Source organism: Mycobacterium sp. E1386 (assembly GCF_001672745.1).
In the GTDB taxonomy this organism is placed as follows: Bacteria; Actinomycetota; Actinomycetes; order Mycobacteriales; family Mycobacteriaceae; genus Mycobacterium.
Genome location: NZ_LZKH01000208.1, coordinates 1 through 18,097 on the forward strand (window position 1 = coordinate 1; position 18,097 = coordinate 18,097).

Genomic DNA, 18,097 nt, shown 5'->3' on the forward strand with positions numbered 1-18,097 from the left:
GGCGCTGCACGTCGCGGCGCAAGCACACGATCACGACGGCCTGGCCGCCCTGCTGGCGAAGGCCGCCGCCGGCCAGGCCGCGCTCACCGCCGCCCGCCACTGCCAGCAGGTGCTCGGCGGGATCGGCTTCACAGCCGAGCATCCGCTGCATCACCACGTCAAACGGTCGCTGATCCTGGATGGGCTGCTGGGCAACGCGCGGGAACTTACCCGGGAAGCCGGGAAAGCTCTGGTGGATAAGCGGTTTGCGCCGCGGATTGCCGAGCTCTAGCCCGCCCGCGCCGCGTTCGCATGAGCCGCCGGAGGACCGGCTAATTGCGCGTAGACTCCGTCTGGCCACCAAAACGATCGGATGCGATGAGTCAACCCGAGCAACCACGGAACGAGATGGGCGTGGCTTCGCTGCTCGTGGGCCTGGTCGCGCTCCTGACATGCTGGATGCTGATCGGGGTGCCTTTCGGCGTCGCGGCGGTGATCACGGGTGACATCGCGCGCAGACGCGTGCAGCGAGGCGAAGCGAACAATCTCCGAATCGCCCTGGCCGGCATGGCGTTAGGGGGCTTGTCGATCGCGGCCGGGCTCGTCGTGATCGGGTACTACGCCTGGCTGGACGCACGCTAGTTGCGGGGCAGCCCCAGCACGCGCTCGGCAATGATGTTCCGCTGAATTTCCGACGTACCGCCCGCAATCGTCGCGGCGAAACTGCGCGCGTAGCGGTCGAACCAGCTGCGGTAATGGCTGTCGAGGTTCAGCGGGGCGAACGGGGCGGTCACCGCGCGGTACACCAGCCCGTCCGTTCGCGCGGCGTCCAGCGCGTCCTCGGACGCCCGTTGCAGGGCTTCGGATCCCAACAGCTTGAGCACCGATTGGGCCGGTACGTCCTCTTCACCGCGAGCTGCCCGCGACAACGCCGCGGATCCCAGGAGCCGCAGCGCGTGGGCGTCCATCACCAGGGTGGCGTAGCGATCTCGCTCCAGCGCGCTCGAGGGGCGGAAATCGATGCTCAATTCGTGCAATAGGTCGACGTATCCCATCCAGAGCATGACGCGTTCGTGCCCCAGCGAGCCGGTGGCCACCCGCCAGCCCCCGTTGAGCTCGCCCACCAGATTCTCGGCAGGCACCCGCGCGTCGGTGAAAAACACCTCGTTGAAGTCGACCTCGTCGCTGTCACACATCGAGGCGAACGGGCGGCGCACCACACCCGGTGTATCGGTCGGGATCAGTAACACGCTAATGCCCTTGTGTTTCGGCGCCTTTGGATCGGTGCGCACGAAGGTAAGCAGCACGTCGGCATCGTGGGCGCCTGAAGTCCACACCTTTTGCCCATTGACGACGAAGTGATCGCCGTCGAGCACCGCACGCGTTTTCAGGGACGCGAGGTCGGAGCCCGCCCCGGGTTCACTCATCCCCAGTGCCGCGGTGATCTCGGCTCGCAAAATCGGTACCGCCCATTTCCGCTTGTGTTCGGGTGTGCCGAAGGTCAGCAGCGAGGCCGCGATGATGCCGACGCCTTGCGGATTGAAACTTTGATAGATGCGCCGCCGCCCCAATTCCTCCAAGTAGACGTATTGCTGCAACAGCGTGGCGTTGCGTCCGCCGAACTCGGGCGGATTGCCGGGCAGCAGCCAGCCGTTGTCGAACAGCAGCCGTTGCCAGCGTCGCGCCCAGTCCGGCACGTGCGAGCTGGAGCGGGGCCGCTCGAATGCCTCGGCCTCGGTGGGGAGGTGCGCGTCGAGGAAGGCGATGAATTCGGAACGAAACGCCTCGACCTCGGCGTCAAAGGTGAGCTGCACGCGACTCCCCGGAACGGTCGTGAGCACTGCCGGGTGTCGGTAGATGACGATTTCCGCCGACCGCGCGGGTCGCTCTTATACTTACGCTTCCATACACACGTCTAAGAGAATACTATTCTCGTGACGAGAAAGTTACAATCTCCGACACATGATCCGTGAGGGGGTCGAGCGCAGCGATGTCACGGCGTTCTCCGGTACAGTCCAATCATGTTCTCCCCTCGCGGCAATCGGCTGAGCCGGCCGTGACCAGCCCAAGCGAAGAGCCCGCCTGGAAGCAGCGCGCCGTCGAGAGGTCGATCAAGACGGCGAAATTGCGAGCGGCGCAACGTGTTCAGCGCTTCCTCGACGCGGCGCAGGCCATCATCATCGAGAAGGGCTCCACGGACTTTACCGTGCAGGAGGTCGTCGACCGCTCCCGCCAGTCGCTACGCAGCTTCTACCTGCAGTTCGACGGCAAGCACGAGTTGTTGTTGGCGTTGTTCGAAGACGCCTTGAGCCGGTCCGCCGACCAGATTCGCGCCGCAACCGAAAGCCAGACCGATCCGCTGGAGCGGCTGAAGGTCGCCGTGCAACTCCTGTACGAGGCCTCCCGCCCGGATCCGACTGCCAAGCGGCCGCTGTTCACCGACTTCGCGCCGCGGTTGCTGGTCACGCATCCCGCCGAGGTCAAGGTTGCGCACGCCCCCCTTTTGGCTTTGCTCACCGAATTGATGGAAGCGGCCTATGACGCCGGTGAATTGCGCACGGGCGTCAATGCGAAGCGGATGGCCGCGATGACCATGCAGACCGTGATGTTCATCGCACAATCCAGCGGCGGCTCGGATGACGCGACCGTCCATCCCATTACCAGCGAAGAGGTATGGGATTTCTGCTCACGCGGCTTCGTCGGCTAGCGCGAACCCCGCGGCCGGCGCCATCCCTGACCTGATCAAATACCGCACGTCATTTGCTGATGAGAATCAGATTCTCTAATATTTAGAATGACAAATAGCGAAAATGGATTCGCCGTTGACACTCAAGAGTGGGTGGTGTCAGAGTGCAGAGGCGGCGACGTGCGCAGGCCGGTGACGCGGTAACGGACGTTTCGCGCTGAGGCAGGCGATCACTAGTCAGGAGTTGAGGTAGCCATGACCGGACGTGTTGAGGGCAAAGTCGCTTTCGTCACCGGGGCGGCGCGCGGTCAGGGCCGCAGCCATGCGGTGCGGTTGGCCCAAGAGGGTGCCGACATCATCGCCATCGACATCTGCAAGCCCATCCGCGAGGGCGTGACCGACACCGCGATCCCGGCCTCCACGCCCGAGGATCTCGCGGAGACGGCCGACCTGGTCAAGGGGCACAACCGCAGGATCGTCACCGCCGAGGTCGACGTGCGCGACTACGAGGCGCTGAAAGCCGCCCTGGACGGCGGCGTCGAGCAACTCGGCCGGCTCGACATCATCGTGGCGAATGCCGGGATCGGCAACGGCGGCGACACTCTGGACAAAACCAGCGAACAAGACTGGACCGAGATGATCGACATCAACCTGGCGGGCGTATGGAAAACCGTGAAAGCCGGTGTGCCGCACCTCCTGTCGGGCGGCCGCGGCGGTTCCATCATCCTGACCAGCTCGGTCGGCGGCCTGAAGGCCTACCCTCACACCGGTCACTATGTCGCCGCCAAACACGGTGTCGTCGGGTTGATGCGCGCCTTCGGGGTTGAGTTGGGGCAGCACATGATTCGGGTCAACTCGGTTCACCCGACCCATGTCAAGACGCCGATGCTGCACAACGAGGGCACTTTCAAGATGTTCCGACCGGACCTGGAAAACCCCGGTCCCGACGACATGGCGCCGATCTGCCAGCTGTTCCACACCATGCCGATTCCGTGGGTGGAGCCGATCGACGTCAGCAATGCGGTGCTGTTCTTCGCCTCCGACGAATCCCGCTACATCACCGGCGTGACCCTGCCCATCGATGCGGGTAGCTGCCTTAAGTAGCATCCGGTCTGTGAACGGAATTGCCGGATTTGAAGGTCGTGGAGCGGTCGTCACGGGCGGTGCGAGTGGCATCGGCTTGGCCACGGCCACCGAATTCGCCCGCCGGGGCGCCCGCGTGGTGCTCTCCGACGTCGATCAGCCGGGCCTGGAGCAGGCGGTAAACCATCTGCGCGCAGGGGGATTCGACGCGCATGGCGTGGTGTGCGACGTACGGCATCTCCACGAAATGGTTCACCTCGCGAAGGAGTCTTTCCGCCTGCTTGGCCGCGTCGACGTCGTCTTCAGCAACGCCGGCATAGTGGTCGCCGGCCCGATCGCACAGATGACGCACGAGGACTGGCGCTGGGTCATCGATATCGACCTGTGGGGCAACATCCACGCCGTCGAGGCGTTCCTGCCGAGGCTGCTCGAACAGGGCACGGGCGGACACTTCGCGTTCACGGCGTCCTTCGCCGGCCTCGTTCCCAACGCCGGCCTCGGTACCTACGGTGTCGCCAAATACGGTGTGGTCGGCCTGGCCGAGACGCTCGCCCGCGAGGTGAAAGACAACGGCATCGGCGTTTCGGTGCTGTGCCCGATGGTGGTTGAGACCAAGCTGGTCTCCAACTCGGAACGGATCCGCGGTGCGGACTACGGGCTGTCGTCTTCGCCGAAGGCGGCGGACGGAACGCTACCGACGCAGGACGAGGGCGTACGCGTGGCAGATGTCGCCCGGTTGACGGCGGACGCGATCCTGGCCAATCGCCTGTACGTGCTGCCGCACGAGGCCGCCCGCGCGTCGATCCGTCGCAGGTTCGAACGCATCGACCGCACCTTCTCAGACCAGGCCGCCGAGGGGTGGAGCCACTAGGCGGACGGGCCGAGGCGGTACTCGCCTGTTTTCGGGTCGTGATACCAACCGCTCGCCGCGTGGGTGCCCCCGTCGACGTGCAAAGTCTGCCCGGTCAGGTACGCCGACATGTTGGATGCGAGAAAGACCGCGACGCCGGCGATTTCGTCGACGTGACCCGGGCGCCCCAGCGGAACCACGTCTCCGACTCGGGTCAGCGCCGTCTCGCCGCCGAGCTGTGCCAGCCCCTCGGTGAGCGTGATATCGGGTGCGATCGCGTTGACCCGGATACCGTGCGGCGCGAGTTCCAGCGCGGCGGTCTGGGTGTAGTTGATGACGCCCGCCTTGGCCGCCGCGTACGCGGCGTAGCCCGGCGCGGCGCGCACCCCCTCGATCGATGTCACCGAGATGACGCTGCCCCCGATGCCGGCTGCGACCAGCTGCCTCGCGATGCGCTGGGTGCACAGCAGCACGTGACGCAGGTTGGCCCGGTAAAGGGCATCCCAACCGTTCTCACTGGTTTCCAACAGGGGCGACGAAAACACCCCTCCGGCGTTGTTGACCAGGATCGTCGGCGTGCCGAGTTCGGCATTCGTGCGCTGCAGCGCGTCGTCCACCTGGCCGCTGTCCCGGACATCGGTCACGATGCCCAGTGCGCCAATGGATTCCGCAGCCTGAGAACAGGTTTGCGGGTCACGCTCCCAGATCGCCACTGTCGCACCGAACGCGGTGAGACCGGCCGCGACACCACGACCGATGCCCGCTCCCCCGCCGGTGACCACCGCCACCCGGCCGGTGAGCATGATGTCCGAGGGATCGATTGCCATCGTCGGTCACATCGCCGGTGTGCAGCCGATAACGCCGTCGGCTTCCAGGGCGGCGATTTCCGAGCCGCTCAACCCCAGCTCGGCCAGCAATTCATGGTTGTGCTGCCCCAGCAGCGGCGCGTGCTGGGTGTGGAACTTCGACGGCCCTGCGGACAGCCTCATCGGCACGGTGCTGAGCCTAGCCGGGCCGTTCACCGGGTGGTCGACTTCCTCGAAGAAGCCGCGAAACGTCAGCTGCTCCAGTTCCGTTTGGCGGTGCGGTTGCATGACCTTGGCGACCGGGACCCCGGCGCCCCAAAGAGTGGCGACGATCTCGTCGCGACCGCGTCCCGCACACCACGCGGCCAACCGTTCGTCGATAGCGTCCTCATGCTCTTTCCGGCCCCGCGCGGTGGCCAGCTTGGGATCCCTTGCCCACGAGGGCGACCCGATCGCGGCGCACAAGCCCTTCCACTGCTGGTCGGTGCTCACCGCGATCGCGACCCAGCTGTCGAGCCGGCCGAACTCGTCGATGTCGTTGCTGCGGTAGAGGTTTTGCGGTACCGCCGTCGGTCCCCGGTTGCCCGCGCGTTCCAGCAACGCCCCGTACGCAGAGTATTCGATGACCTGCTCGGCGGCGATACTGAGCGCGGCATCCACCATTGCCGCCTCGACGAACACACCTTTGCCGCTGCGGCGCCGGTGTTCCAGCGCCAGCAACACCGCATTCACCGCATGCACGCCCGCGTTCGGGTCACCGATCGAGTACGGGTCATACGGTGTGCGGTCGGCGTATCCGGTCAGCCACGTCAATCCGGATGCGGCCTCGATGACATACGCGAATGCCGGGTTGTCGCGCCATGGGCCCTCAAGCCCGAAGCCTGGCATCCGCACCATGACGACGTCGGGCTTGATCGACTGGACCGCGGTGAAATCCAGGCCCATCTGGTCGAGCACCCGTGGCGTGAAATTTTCCACGACCACGTCGCAGGTCGCGATGAGCCGGCGCAGGAGATCCCGGCCGCGCGGGCTTTGCAGGTCCAGCGTGAGGCCCTTCTTGTTGGTGTTCAGCGCCGCGAATATCGGCGACTTCTCCCACCACTGGTTCTCGGTGACGGGCACGCCCGCGATCAGCCGGGTCCCGTCCGGACGGCGTGTTGATTCCACATGGATGACTTCCGCCCCCAGCATCGCCAGAAGGTGGGTGCAACAGGGGCCGGCCCAGAACGTCGTCATGTCCAGCACACGAATCCCACTCAGGGGCAGTTGGCTCCCATCCCCAGAGGGCAGGGGGCGGGGTGTCAGGTCAGCGGTCCGGTACTGCGCCGTGTGTTCGCCGAGCCGCGGCGCCGGTTGCGGCCGGCGAAGCAGCGCGGGCGTCATCCGGTAGGGATGGCTCGGCTGCTGGAACCGGCCGCCCGGGTTCTCAACGAACGATCCGCGCTCGCGGAACTGGTCGAGGGATGCGATGTTGGCACCGTTGGCAACCGGGGCGTTGGGGATCCGGAAGGCGGTTGCGAGTTCCCGTATCTCGTCGACGGTGTTGCTCTCGAACCAGGCATAGATTTCGTCGGCGTTGAGGGTGGCCTGCTCGGTGATCGTCAGCGCTGAGTCCTCGTCGATCCATTCGGGGTGACCGACCATCGCGCACAAGTCGAACCACTGCTGCGCGGTTCCGCAGCCTACGTCCACCAGTCCGTCCTTGGCGCACGCCACACCCGGTACGGTGACACGGCGCGCGTCCCGCCACGGCCGCCCGAGCATCTCGAAATAGGTGACGGGATAGTAAGTGAGGGAAAGGATCTGCGTTTCCAGCATCGACAGGTCGATAATTTCGCCCGGGCCATCACCGCTGCTGCCATGGCGTGATGCCAGCATGGCCGCGCTCGCGAAGGCCCCGGCCAGGTACTCGCCGACTTGCCCTCCCACAAACACCGGGGCGCGGTCCGCCTCGCCACGACCGAGGCCGACGATCCCGCCAGACCAAGCCTGCAACGTGAATTCGGTGGCGGCCCTATCGCGCCAGGGCCCCTCCAGTCCGAACGGCGTGATCGACATGACGGTGAGGTGCGGATGACGGCGGTGCATGGCCGCGGGTGCGAACTCGGGGCGCTGCGCGACTTCTGAGCCGGCGGACCACACCACCGCATCCGCGGCCGCCAGCAACCGGTCGACCAGCTCGACGTCGACGTCGAGCCGTGAATCCGCAACGATGCTGCGCTTCGACCCGGCCAGAAAGCTGAACAACGCCCCGTCGCCGCCGGGCGGTATGACGGCACCAGAGGCGGACCAGGAACGCAGTGGATGACCTCCGGGCGGCTCGACTTTGACGACGTCCGCTCCACCGTCTGCCAGCAACTTGGTGCAGTAGGCGCCCGCGATTCCGGTGGATAGCTCGACCACGGTATAGCCGGCCAGCGGTGGTTCGATGGTGGACTCCGCCACTACCGCTTCCGCTTTCGATTCGGCTCCTTGGCGCGCCCGCTCTTGCGTCCTTTTTTGCTGAGGCGCCATTCCTGGGGGAACTTGTCGTCGTTGTCTTTCACCGCCGCGCCCAAACCCCGATCGATGGCCTCGCCGAGCATGAAGTCGTCACCGTCGGGTCGGACCGCACCCCCCATCGACTCGAAGAATCCGCTGAGCATGCTGCCCATGTACTCGCCCTGAAACTGCTTCATGATCTCGAAGAACACCTTCTGCATGAACACCGTGTCGGTGGGGCGATTGCGCGCGCACGCCAGCGCGTACCTGTGCACCTCGCCTTCCAGCTCTTCCCTGGGAACCACGCTGTTGAGGAAGTTGCAGTCGTACATCTCCGCGGCGGTGAAAGCCCTTCCGGTGAAAACCATTTCCTGGAATTTCCGGATTCCCATCGTCTGCGCCCACCACCACATTCGCGGTCCCCAGCCGTAATACCGGAAGGACGGATGCCCGAAGAGCGCGTCGTCGCTGGAGATCACCAGGTCCGCGTCGGCCGCTTGGTAGAAATGCCAGCCGTAGCAGTAGCCCTTGGCCTCCAGGATGCTGATCTTCTTGAAGTCCTGCAGGCCCCTTATCCCCGAGTTCGGGTTCGCGTACCACTGGCCCAGGGTGGCGCCCCGCCGAAGCGAACCCTCAGGCGGAAAGCTGATTTCGTCGTCGCCGATCCGATACTCGGCCAGCCGGTCCTTCTGATCCGCGGAATTCTGTGCCGCCATTTCCTCGACCAGATCCGCGCCCGAGCCGAGATCGTCACCGGCCCCGCGGACAACCAGCACCTTGACCTCGTCGTCGACGGAGGCGCGGTGTAACAGGTCGGCGTAGCGCAGCCTGGCGGCGATCGTGGGCGCATTGAGTTGGCCCGGTCGGTCGAACGTGATGGTGGCGATGCGGGTCTCAGCGTCCTTGTGGTACCTGACGATCTCCTCCGCCGAAGGTTTAGACTTGCCGCCCATGGCTATTCGCGCCAAGCAGGACTGTTGGTCAGTACCTCGGAGCCCTCGGCGGTGATCAATACGGCTTCGCGCCCGAAGACCGCACCGATTCCCTGTTCCCAGACGTAGCCCGTCACGGCCAGCACCACGCCCGGCTCCAGCCGTTCCCCTGCCGCGGTCGCCGGCAGGTGCGTGGAGATCACCGGTGGGTCAAAGCCCATGCCCAGCCCGCGGGCCACCGGCATCGGCGGTGGCGCCTCCCCGGCAGCCTGGTAGGCGCCCAGCAATTCGCTCGCGGGGGCGCCCGGGCGGCATGCGGCCAGCAACCTGCCCCAGAGACCGTCCCAGCGTCGATACAAGGTGGCCGCGCCGCGGACGGCGCCCACCGGCCACGTGCGCCCCACCTCGCCGATGTATCCGCCGGCCAGCACACCGGCCGAAAACGCCACCAGATCGCCGTCATTGACCCGGCCGGCACCGTTTGCCCGCCGCCACGGATGATCGGGCGACGTCACCCACGCGACATCCTGGTTCGACGGAGTGCTCACCCCGCCGGCCGCGACCGCTTCCAGCAGGACACCGGCCAGCGCCTGCTCCGTCACCCCGGGCCGTAGTTCGGAAACGGCGGCGGCCAAACCCGATTCGGCGACCGAGATCGCCTCCCGCAACGCAACCACCTCTTCGGCCGTCTTGATGCGCCGGGCGGCCCGCATCGCGAGTTCGCCGTCCACGAGCTCCGCGTTGGGAAACGCCGTGGGCAGCAGTTGCGCGAAAGTCGGTGATATCGCGTCGGTTCCGACCCGCCGGGCGGTGGCTGCGCCGTCGATGCGCTGCAGCGCCGACATGGTGTTCATCGGGTTCCACGAGATGCCGTACAGGTTCTCGTGCGGAATGTCGTCGGGGATGCCCTCGTCCCAGGTGCTGAGGAGATGGATCGACCCCGTCGCACGCACCAGCACACACGCCGGGCCGAACGGCCGGGTCCCGGCGACCCACAACTGTGGCGCGCCGGTGACGTAGCGGACGTTGGCTTGGCGGCCGAGGACCAGGACGTCGAGGTCCTGCGCCGCCATCTGATCCAGCACACGCTGGCGGCGGCCCGAGCGCAGCGCGCGATCGTCGGCTAGGACTTCAGTTGCCATACGGGTCATAGGGGTAGTCGGTCAATCGGATCCAGCCCTCCTCGGTGATTACCAGGACCTCTTCGCTGCGATAGCCACCGGTGCCGTCTTCCCACACCACGGGCTCCAGGACCAGCACCATGCCCGGCTGCAGGACGAAATTCTCGTCGAATTCCTGCCCGAGATCCGTTCCGATCATCGGCATTTCGGCCGCGTTCACGCCGATGCCGTGGCCCAGGTAGAAGTGCGGGAGCCACGGCTTGCTACCGCCGTTGGCGCCGATGGCGGCCCGGCCCAGATCCGCCGCCGTGGCTCCGGCCTTGGCGACACCCAGGACGGCGGACATGATCTCGAACCATTTGTCGAACTGTGCCTGCTGGCGCGGCGACGGGTCCCGGCCGACGATCCACGTGCGCCCGAAGTCCGAGCAGTAACCGTGGTAGGTAATGCTGACGTCGGTCCACAGCACGTCGCCTTCGGCCAGTTCGCGCTCGGTGCTCAGCAGGGGCAGCGCCAGGTCGCCGTGTGTGGTCCATACGCCTTCGGCCTTGCTCGGCGGCATCACCTGCCAGATCGGTTCCAGCATGCTCGCCGTCGCACCCAATTCGAAGGCGCGCCGCAAAAAGCTTGCGGACAAGTCGATCTGGCGGATACCCGGGGCCAGCCGCTTCTGGACCTCGACCATCGCCTCGTCGGTGATCCGGATGGCGGTGCGCATGCAGGACAATTCGTCGGGCGTCTTCACCGCTTTGGCGGCGCTGACGATGGCCGCCGCATCGACGGGGGCGCCGCCGCGGAACAACGCCTTCGCTGCGCGCGACATGGCGCCGGTGCACTCATCGACCGCGATCACCGCCTGCGCCGGAATCAGGTCAGCCAGCACGCGCGCGAAATCCTGCACGCCCTCGTCGAATTCGAGATACAACGGGCCGTGCACATGGTCGGCGGGCAGGTCTGACTCCGATGCGACGCCCTCACGGAAGGGCAGGAACAGGTGCGGCCATTCATCGCCGGCGAGCACAACGGCTACCGGCCGTTCCACATAGGACAAGCCCGCGTCACCGAGCGGCCAGCTCGTTCCGGTGGCATAGACAACCGCGCTGTTGCCCAGCAGGATCAGTGCGTCGACGCCGCGTTCGGCCATCGCCGAGCGCAGCCGCGCCCCGGTCTCGCGGCGCATGCGGTCCAGGTCGGGCGTCTCGGGGATCAGTAGGCTACCGGTGCGCGCACCCGCTTGCGCGAACGTCGTCATCGGCCCCGCCCCTACAAGCCCAGGAACTTGGTGACGTTGCCGCTCACGATTTTCGCCGCGTCCGCGGGCCCGACAGCATCGACCACGGCGGCCAGTGACTTCTCCGAATAGCCGTAGGTGCTTTCGTTGTGCGGGTAGTCGCTGGACCACATCACCTTGTCCACACCGATCTTGTCGATCAGCTGCAGTCCGAGCGGGTCGACCATGAACGACGCGCTCATGTGGTTGTCCCAGTAGTACCGCACGTCGTGCTGCAACGGGCGGTTGAACATGTGCTGGTATGAGGCCACCAGATGCTCGGCGTCCTGCAGGGCCCACGGAACCCAGGCGATGCCGCCCTCGAACCAACCGATCCGCAGGCCCGGGTGGTCATCGAGGATACCGCCAAAGATGTACTTGGAGAACGTCTCCCGGAAGCCATCGATGTTGATCATCATGCCGACGACGACGCTGTTGAACTCGGTCGGGCTTTTTGGCGGCGTTTCCCCGATGTGGTGCGTGATCGGAAGACCGGCGGCCTCAATCTCGTCCCAGACCGGCCTCATGGAAGTGCTGGAGTAGTCGATCGGGTTACCGTCATCGCCCTTGCCGGGATTCAACGGCATCAGGAAGGTCTTGAGCCCCAGCGACTTCAGTTCTTCCAGGGTCTTGCGGGTGCCCTGGGGGTCCCACCAGTTGATCAGCCCGGCGCCGTAGAAGTGGCCGTTCGAGCGTTCCTGCAATTCGGCGATGTACTCGTTGTAGATGCGGAACGCGAGCTCACGCAGATTCTTGTCCGGGTAGTGGAAGAGCGCCAAGATCGCGTTGGGGAAGGCCAACTCCTTGTCGACTCCGTCGTCATGCAGCTCCTGGATGCGGGCCTCGATGTTGGTGCTCGCCGCCCCGGGCAGGTCGTCGTACTGCATCAGCACCGCGCTGAAGTCACCGGGCAGGAACGACTGTCCCTTGCGGCCGACCTGGTAGGCGCCATCCTCGTACCAGATTCGCGGCGCCTTGTCCTTGAGGTCGTCCGGAAAGCGTTGGTAGAAAATGTCGTCCGCCAACGAGATGTGATTGTCCGCGGAGAACACCACGGTTCCCGCCGGCAGACCGACATCCGCGCCCGAGGCGTGACCGCGCCGGTCCTTCGGGGCGCCGAAGCCTTCGGGTGGGTAAAGCGAAACGGTGCTTGTGTGAGTCGTCATCATTGACCCTCCATTCGGATCGGCATTGTCACAGTAGCGACCTGCGGGCTACCAGGTCACCGGAAGTTCGTAGACGCCGTAGGCGAGCCGGTCGTCCTTGAGGGGCACGTCCTCGACCGGGACAGCGAGTTGCAGCGTGGGTACGCGGCGGAACAGGGTGCGATAGACGATCTGCAGCTCGGCGCGGGCGAGCTGTTGCCCCACGCACTGATGCCGGCCATAACCGAAGGCGACGTTGCGGTCGGCCCCCGAGCGGTGCAGGTAGAGCCGGTCGGGTTCGGCGAAGGCGTGCGGATCCCAGTTGGCCGGGGCCAAGTCGATGATGATGCCTTCGCCGGCGCGGATCATCTCCCCGGCGATATGGATGTCCTCGAGTGCGACGCGGCGCTGGCCGTTTTGAATGATGCTCAGGTAGCGCAACAATTCCTCGACCGCGCTGGCGACGACCTTGGGATCCTCGGCATCGCGGATGACTGCCAACTGGTCCGGGTTCACCAGGAGTGCGAGGACCCCGAGTCCGATCATGTTCGAGGTGGTCTCGTGCCCGGCGATCAGCAGACCGGTACCCAGCTGGGCGGCCTCTTTCACGCTGAGCTCGCCGGCCTTCACCCGCTCGGCAAGATCGGAAACCGCGTCCTCTGCGGGGTTCTCCATCTTGGCCTCGACCAGCTGGGCGAGATACTTGTTCAGGCTCATGGCGCCCTTGACGGTGTCTTCGCCCGTCGCATAACGCGCGAGCCCGACGTTGGCGTGGTGCTGGAACATGTCGGCGTCCTCGTACGGAACGCCGAGCAGCTGGCTGATCACCAGGGATGGGACGGGCAGCGCCAACGCAGTGACCAGGTCGGCGGGGCGGGAGCCGGCTAGCATCGCGTCGATGTGCTCGTCGGTGATCCGCTGGATGGTCGGACGCAATCCTTCAACGCGCTTGAACGTGAAGGGTTTCGACAACATGCGCCTAAATCGGGTGTGCTCTTCCCCGTCGGCGGTGAAGACCGATCGCGGACGCTTGTGCACGGTGGACAACATGCCCGCATTCCAGTGCGGGAACCCGGGCAGCCGGTCGTCGACGCTGACCCGCGAATCCGAGAACAGTTCCCGCACTTGCTCATAGCCGGTGACGAGCCACGGTGTGCTGCCGTCCCAGATCCGGACTCGGGACAGCGGTCGCGCTTCGGCCAGCGCCATGACGCCCGGCGGCGGGGCGAAGGGGCAGCCCGCCTGCCTCGGCATCGGATAATCGGGGATTTCGGGGGCCGCCTCGGCCGCAGAAGTGTTCGTCAGCGTCTCTGACATGTCATTCCTCGATGTGAATGGCCAGCGCGGGGCATGCCGCGGCCGCTCGCCGGGCGCCCTCGGCCTGTTCGGACGATGGATTGGGGTTGAGCAGGACGACCACGCCGTCGTCGTCGCGCTGGTCGAACACCTCCGGGGCGTTCAGCACGCAGTTTCCCGACGAAGCGCAGACGTCTTGGTCGACAGTCACTTTCATCTGCAGACCCTTCATTCGTACGGAGTCACGGGCGCCAGCCACAGGCCCACGATCGCGTCGATGAGACCGGATGCGGCGGCCCGCCAGGATCGCTGGGGCGGCGAGGCGCCCGCGGCAAGCGCCCGTTCCCGATCGGCGCAAGTGTGCATCAAAAGGTTGCGGGCCATGATGTTTCGTTCGAAGTGCACTTCGGCCGGCAGGTCGGGCAGACAGCCGTTGATGCCCTCGAGGACCTGAACCAGGGACGGCGAGCTGAGCGCACCCTTGACGATGATGTTGTAGTACGCGGGATCGGTCATGGCCTGCGCCGCGAAACGGGCGTACCAGGTGGGGTTGCCGAGCTCTTCGAGATGATCGGTGAGCGGGCGCACCAGGCACGCCACCCAGTCCCTCATCTCGGTCGAACCACCCGATTCGACCAGCTCGCTCACCATCCGCTCGCGCAGCTGTTCGACCGGACCGCGGTGCTTCTGTTCGATCGCGCGGACCAGGTCGGCCTTGGTGCCGAAGTGGTAGCCCACCGCGGCGTTATTGCCCTGACCGGCGGCCTCGCTCACCTGCCGATTCGACACCGCGAACATGCCGTGCTCGGCGTACAACCGCTCGGCCGCGACCAGGATCGCTTCCTGGGTTGAGCTGGCCCGCTCCGTGCGAACGGTCCGGCCGATGGTGGTCACCCGGTTAGTCAACCGCGCACCGTTGATTAAGTCAAGCGATTGATTTAATTCTGGGCCCTGCCGACCGGTGCGCCGTCGCTTCGGTGCCAGATAGCGGGGAACGGGTGACAAAGGTCCCTCGCCGCCAGCAGTCCCGCTGGGCGACGATGGCTTCTTGCGCGGCGGCAACGTGGCGGTGTCAGGACGGTGAATCATTGCGGGGGTAGTCATGTTGTCAGCCAGCCGGGTCTCGGCGATCGAGGAGTCGGCGTGGTTTCAGTCCAAGTGGGCTCCCTACCTGTTGACCGATGCGGATTTGCGCATCCGGGCGGTGAACCCGGCCTGCGAGCGCGTGTCGGGACACCCGCGGGAGGGCCTGCTCGGCAAGCAGCTGTTCGACGTCTTCCCCGACAACCCGAGCGATCCGGAGGCCGACGGCGTGGCCAACGCTTCAGCGTCGCTGGAGTTGGTCCTTCGTCGCGGGATCCGGCATTGGCTCGGGGTGCAGCGCTATGACATTCCTGACTGGCGGAATCCGGGCGAGTTCGTCTACAAGGTTTGGACGCCGGTGAATTCTCCGATCAAGGAGGGCAAAAAGACCGTGGCCGTGCTGCAGCACGCCCAGGACGTCACCCGAGTCGTCCCGCCGGCGCCCGCCGACCGCGCGTATCCGAAACTGTTCGAGTTACGGAGCTCGGCCGAGGTGCTGGGGCGCCAGTTCCCCGACCTACCCACCGAGGCCGTGCTCAGTGTGCTGGCGCACTCCCACAGCGTGATCATGGAAAGCGCTGGTGTACAAGACCTCAAGCGCGCGGAGGCACTGGCCAGGCTACGGCTGGAAACCCACGCCGGACATCCCGCGGAAGGGCCCTGAGGCAGCCCTCCCCTTAGCCGTCACTCACCCTTACGGGCATCGTTGCGGGGGCGAATCACCTTCCCGGCGGACGTCCCCCCGTCTACCGGCAGCACGGCCCCGGTGACATACCGGGACCGATCGGTGGCGAAGTACAACGCCGCCTCGGCGACGTCGTCGGGCGTGCCCTCCCGCTTCAGTGGCCGGTCGTCACGCATTCCCTGGCGAATCCGCGCTTCGAACCGCGCGAGTTCATCGGGATCCACGTCCACGGCCGACGAAGCCAGGATCGGCGTGGGGATGCTGCCCGGCGCGATGGCGTTCACCCGAACGTCGTGGCGCGCCAACTCAATTGCCGCCGACTTGGTGAACTGGATGACCGCGGCTTTGGATGCTCGGTAGACCATCACCCCGCCGCCCGCCTGGATGCCGCCGATTGACGTCAGGTTGATGATCGATCCGCCACCGGATTCGGCCATGTGGCGGGCGGCATCTCGGGTACCGGCCATCACTCCCAGGACGTTGACCCCCATCACCCGGTGGAAGTCGGCCAGGTCGTCGTCGAGCAGTCGGCGCAGCGGGCTCGAGATGCCGGCGTTGTTCACCATGACGTGGAGGCCGCCGAATTTCTCGACGGTGGTGGCGATCAGCGCCCCGACCTGTTCGGGATCGGAGACGTCCGTCCGCCGAAACGCGGCGCCGGCGCCCAGCGTGGCGGCCAGTTCCTCTCCCCGGTCGGTCTCGATGTCGCCGATGACGACCCGCGACCCCTCGGCCACAAACCGTTCCACTATCCCGCGACCGATGCCGGAAGCGCCGCCGGTGACGATGGCGACCTTGCCGTCCAATTCGTTGACCACCCGCTGAGTTAATCGGCGCCGGGCGCGTTAAGTCAAGCAATTGATTTAACGAAAGCGCGGACCCCACGGCGCGTCATCCAAGCGGCGGGCGGGGTCGGTAAGGTCAGGGAGCAATCCCTTACCTGCGGCGGTGTGCGTGTCCAACACATTCCCGGCACAACGTTTGCGGGGCCGGCGCAGCGAATGCGCGGCCCTCGATCGTGTGACGTCCGCTGCGCGCTCCGGCCAAAGTCAGGTGCTGGTGCTGCGCGGCGAAGCCGGCATCGGCAAGACGGCGTTACTCGACTTCGTCTCCGAGCGCTCCTCAGGCTTCCGCACGACCCGGGTGGCGGGCGTGGAATCCGAAATGGAGCTCGCATTCGCCGCCTTGCAACAAGTCTGCGCGCCACTGCTCGACTGCATCGACCGCTTGCCGTCCCCTCAGCGGGAAGCATTGAACATCGCCTTCGGCCGCAGCGCCGGACCGGCGCCCGATCGTTTCCTGGTCGGTCTGGCGGTGCTGAGCCTGATCGGCGCGGCGACGGAGAGCCAGCCCCTGCTCGTTCTGATTGACGACGCGCAATGGATTGACCACATCTCGGCACAAACGCTGGCGTTTGTCGCTCGCCGCCTGGTCGCCGAGCCGGCCGCGATCATCTTCGCAGTGCGCGACGACGTGCGCGACGACCTGGCGGGGCTGCCGGAGCTTACGATCGGCGGCCTCAATTCCGGTGATGCCCGAGCACTGCTGGATTCGGTCATCGTCGGGCGTTTGGATGATCAGGTACGCGACCGCATCGTCGCCGAGACGCGCGGCAACCCCCTCGCGTTGCTGGAACTACCGAAGGGGTTGACCGCGGCGGAGCTGGCCGGCGGGTTCAACCGGCCAGATAGCTGGCCCCTAGCCGGACAGATAGAACAGACATTTCTGCGGCGGATTCGGTCGTTGCCCGAACACGCCCAGCAGTTGTTACTCACTGCCGCCGCCGAGCCGGTCGGCGATACGGCACTGTTGCTGCGCGCTGCCGAGCAGCTGGGCCTCGCCCCGGATGCGGCCGCGGGCGCCGAGGCGGCGGGATTGATTGACGTCGGGACCAGGGTGCGATTCCACCATCCGTTGGTGCGTTCGGCCGCATACCGCTCCGCTGACGTGATGGAGCGGCGACGCGCTCATCAAGCGCTGGCCGAGGCAACCGACCGAGACATCGACCCGGACCGGCACGCGTGGCACTTGGCGGTCGCCGCGCCGGCTCCCGATGAGGCCGTCGCCGTCCAACTCGAGCGTTCGGCGGATAGGGCGCAAAGCAGAGGGGGCGTTGCCGCCGCGGCCGCGTTTCTGGAGCGGGCCGCCCAATTGACACCCGACCCGATTCGCCGCGGAGCCAGGGCGCTCGCGGCCGCCCAGGCGAAACGCGACGTAGCCGCGTTCGACGCCGCGGAGGAACTGCTCACCATTGCTGAATCGGCGCCGCTAGCGGCACTGGAAGGGGCGCAAGTGACACGACTTCGCGCACAGATCGCCTTCGCCAGGAGCCGCAGCGGTGACGCCGGCGCGCCGACCGTATCCGACTCTGCCGTCGGGCTTCTGGATGCCGCGAAGAGGCTGGAGTCGCTCGATGACGCGCAGGCGCGCGAAACGTACTTGGAAGCCGTGGGGGCGGCGATGTTCGGCGGACGGCTGTGCCCGCACGGCGGCATTGGGATGACGGCGGCGGTGGCTCGCGCGGCGCCGCCGCGGCCGGAGCCCGCTCGGCCCGTAGATCTCCTGCTCGACGGCATTGCCATCAGGGCCACCGACGGCCACTCCGCCGGCGTTCCAGCGCTCCGCGAGGCAATTGACCGGATTTGCGCGGAAGCGCAAGGCGGAGGTTCTGACGTGATGC

General features: G+C 66.2%; 18 protein-coding genes. 7 read left to right on the forward strand and 11 right to left on the reverse strand.

The genetic code is table 11. The annotated features are described in order from the left end of the window. Nucleotides 1–271 (forward strand): acyl-CoA dehydrogenase family protein (locus A5709_RS21115; protein ID WP_255403441.1); only part of this gene is annotated, 271 nt, incomplete at its 5' end. Between the two features lie 86 nt (nt 272–357). Then, nucleotides 358–621 carry a DUF4190 domain-containing protein gene (locus tag A5709_RS21120; protein ID WP_068009931.1) on the forward strand — a complete coding sequence of 88 codons (264 nt, stop codon included), beginning with the start codon at nt 358–360 and terminating at the stop codon, nt 619–621. Here the strand turns inward: A5709_RS21120 and A5709_RS21125 are convergent. Further along, the gene (locus A5709_RS21125; protein ID WP_068122177.1) at nt 618–1,793 is read right to left on the reverse strand and encodes an acyl-CoA dehydrogenase family protein; all 1,176 of its coding nucleotides are present in this window, start codon (nt 1,791–1,793) and stop codon (nt 618–620) included. The genes A5709_RS21120 and A5709_RS21125 overlap by 4 nt on opposite strands. Nucleotides 1,794–2,035: 242 nt before the next feature. Between A5709_RS21125 and A5709_RS21130 the strand changes: the two genes are divergently transcribed. From A5709_RS21130 to A5709_RS21140, 3 genes are all read left to right on the forward strand, one after another. Further along, nucleotides 2,036–2,686, forward strand: coding sequence for a TetR/AcrR family transcriptional regulator (locus A5709_RS21130; protein WP_067945330.1), 651 nt, complete (start codon nt 2,036–2,038; stop codon nt 2,684–2,686). A gap of 234 nt (nt 2,687–2,920) precedes the next feature. Then, nucleotides 2,921–3,769, forward strand: a complete 849-nt coding sequence (locus tag A5709_RS21135; protein WP_067945332.1) for a mycofactocin-coupled SDR family oxidoreductase — start codon at nt 2,921–2,923, stop codon at nt 3,767–3,769. A gap of 19 nt (nt 3,770–3,788) precedes the next feature. Then, nucleotides 3,789–4,619 carry an SDR family NAD(P)-dependent oxidoreductase gene (locus A5709_RS21140; protein WP_156673229.1) on the forward strand — a complete coding sequence of 277 codons (831 nt, stop codon included), beginning with the start codon at nt 3,789–3,791 and terminating at the stop codon, nt 4,617–4,619. Here the strand turns inward: A5709_RS21140 and A5709_RS21145 are convergent. The 9 genes from A5709_RS21145 to A5709_RS21185 all read right to left on the reverse strand — a co-directional run bounded on the left by A5709_RS21145 (nt 4,616) and on the right by A5709_RS21185 (nt 14,543). Next, a complete protein-coding gene (locus A5709_RS21145; RefSeq protein WP_067945337.1) occupies nt 4,616–5,425 on the reverse strand; it encodes an SDR family NAD(P)-dependent oxidoreductase in 810 nt (269 codons plus the stop codon). The two genes, A5709_RS21140 and A5709_RS21145, sit on opposite strands and share 4 nt — an antisense overlap. Before the next feature lie 6 nt (nt 5,426–5,431). Beyond that, a complete protein-coding gene (locus A5709_RS21150) occupies nt 5,432–7,849 on the reverse strand; it encodes a CaiB/BaiF CoA-transferase family protein (protein ID WP_231987027.1) in 2,418 nt (805 codons plus the stop codon). Continuing rightward, the gene (locus A5709_RS21155; RefSeq protein ID WP_067945339.1) at nt 7,849–8,838 is read right to left on the reverse strand and encodes an enoyl-CoA hydratase/isomerase family protein; all 990 of its coding nucleotides are present in this window, start codon (nt 8,836–8,838) and stop codon (nt 7,849–7,851) included. The genes A5709_RS21150 and A5709_RS21155 overlap by 1 nt, the downstream gene beginning before the upstream one ends. Nucleotides 8,839–8,840: 2 nt before the next feature. Further along, entirely contained in the window at nt 8,841–9,959 is a 1,119-nt protein-coding gene (locus A5709_RS21160; protein ID WP_067945341.1) for a Xaa-Pro peptidase family protein, read from the reverse strand. After that, nucleotides 9,949–11,190, reverse strand: coding sequence for a Xaa-Pro peptidase family protein (locus A5709_RS21165; RefSeq protein WP_068122180.1), 1,242 nt, complete (start codon nt 11,188–11,190; stop codon nt 9,949–9,951). The genes A5709_RS21160 and A5709_RS21165 overlap by 11 nt, the downstream gene beginning before the upstream one ends. Nucleotides 11,191–11,201: 11 nt before the next feature. Beyond that, on the reverse strand, nt 11,202–12,263 hold the full coding sequence (locus A5709_RS21170) for an amidohydrolase family protein (protein ID WP_197500964.1): 1,062 nt from the start codon (nt 12,261–12,263) through the stop codon (nt 11,202–11,204). Between the two features lie 159 nt (nt 12,264–12,422). Then, a complete protein-coding gene (locus tag A5709_RS21175; protein WP_068122183.1) occupies nt 12,423–13,670 on the reverse strand; it encodes a cytochrome P450 in 1,248 nt (415 codons plus the stop codon). 1 nt (nt 13,671) lies between these two features. After that, nucleotides 13,672–13,866: a ferredoxin gene (locus tag A5709_RS21180; RefSeq protein WP_068010037.1), complete on the reverse strand. Its 195-nt coding sequence runs from the start codon at nt 13,864–13,866 to the stop codon at nt 13,672–13,674. 11 nt (nt 13,867–13,877) lie between these two features. Then, nucleotides 13,878–14,543, reverse strand: coding sequence for a TetR/AcrR family transcriptional regulator (locus A5709_RS21185; protein ID WP_068009918.1), 666 nt, complete (start codon nt 14,541–14,543; stop codon nt 13,878–13,880). Nucleotides 14,544–14,751: 208 nt separating this feature from the next. Here A5709_RS21185 and A5709_RS21190 point away from each other — a divergent pair, with 208 nt between their 5' ends. After that, on the forward strand, nt 14,752–15,396 hold the full coding sequence (locus A5709_RS21190) for a PAS domain-containing protein (RefSeq protein ID WP_068122186.1): 645 nt from the start codon (nt 14,752–14,754) through the stop codon (nt 15,394–15,396). Between the two features lie 20 nt (nt 15,397–15,416). On the opposite strand, the gene A5709_RS21195 is transcribed toward A5709_RS21190, so the two are convergent. Beyond that, complete coding sequence (locus tag A5709_RS21195; protein WP_068122189.1) at nt 15,417–16,235, reverse strand: SDR family NAD(P)-dependent oxidoreductase; 819 nt, start codon at nt 16,233–16,235, stop codon at nt 15,417–15,419. A 163-nt stretch (nt 16,236–16,398) separates the two neighbouring features. On the opposite strand from A5709_RS21195, the gene A5709_RS21200 reads away from it, so the two are divergent. Then, the coding region (locus A5709_RS21200; protein ID WP_156768119.1) for an AAA family ATPase at nt 16,399–18,097 on the forward strand (1,699 nt) is incomplete at its 3' end.

Coding starts and splice junctions, on each gene's coding strand:
- A5709_RS21135 (WP_067945332.1), top strand. CDS start 2,921: ATGACCGGACGTGTTGAGGGCAAAGTCGCTTTCGTCACCGGGGCGGCG.
- A5709_RS21175 (WP_068122183.1), bottom strand. CDS start 13,670: ATGTCAGAGACGCTGACGAACACTTCTGCGGCCGAGGCGGCCCCCGAA.
- A5709_RS21145 (WP_067945337.1), bottom strand. CDS start 5,425: ATGGCAATCGATCCCTCGGACATCATGCTCACCGGCCGGGTGGCGGTG.
- A5709_RS21155 (WP_067945339.1), bottom strand. CDS start 8,838: ATGGGCGGCAAGTCTAAACCTTCGGCGGAGGAGATCGTCAGGTACCAC.
- A5709_RS21180 (WP_068010037.1), bottom strand. CDS start 13,866: ATGAAAGTGACTGTCGACCAAGACGTCTGCGCTTCGTCGGGAAACTGC.
- A5709_RS21160 (WP_067945341.1), bottom strand. CDS start 9,959: ATGGCAACTGAAGTCCTAGCCGACGATCGCGCGCTGCGCTCGGGCCGC.
- A5709_RS21120 (WP_068009931.1), top strand. CDS start 358: ATGAGTCAACCCGAGCAACCACGGAACGAGATGGGCGTGGCTTCGCTG.
- A5709_RS21165 (WP_068122180.1), bottom strand. CDS start 11,190: ATGACGACGTTCGCGCAAGCGGGTGCGCGCACCGGTAGCCTACTGATC.
- A5709_RS21190 (WP_068122186.1), top strand. CDS start 14,752: ATGTTGTCAGCCAGCCGGGTCTCGGCGATCGAGGAGTCGGCGTGGTTT.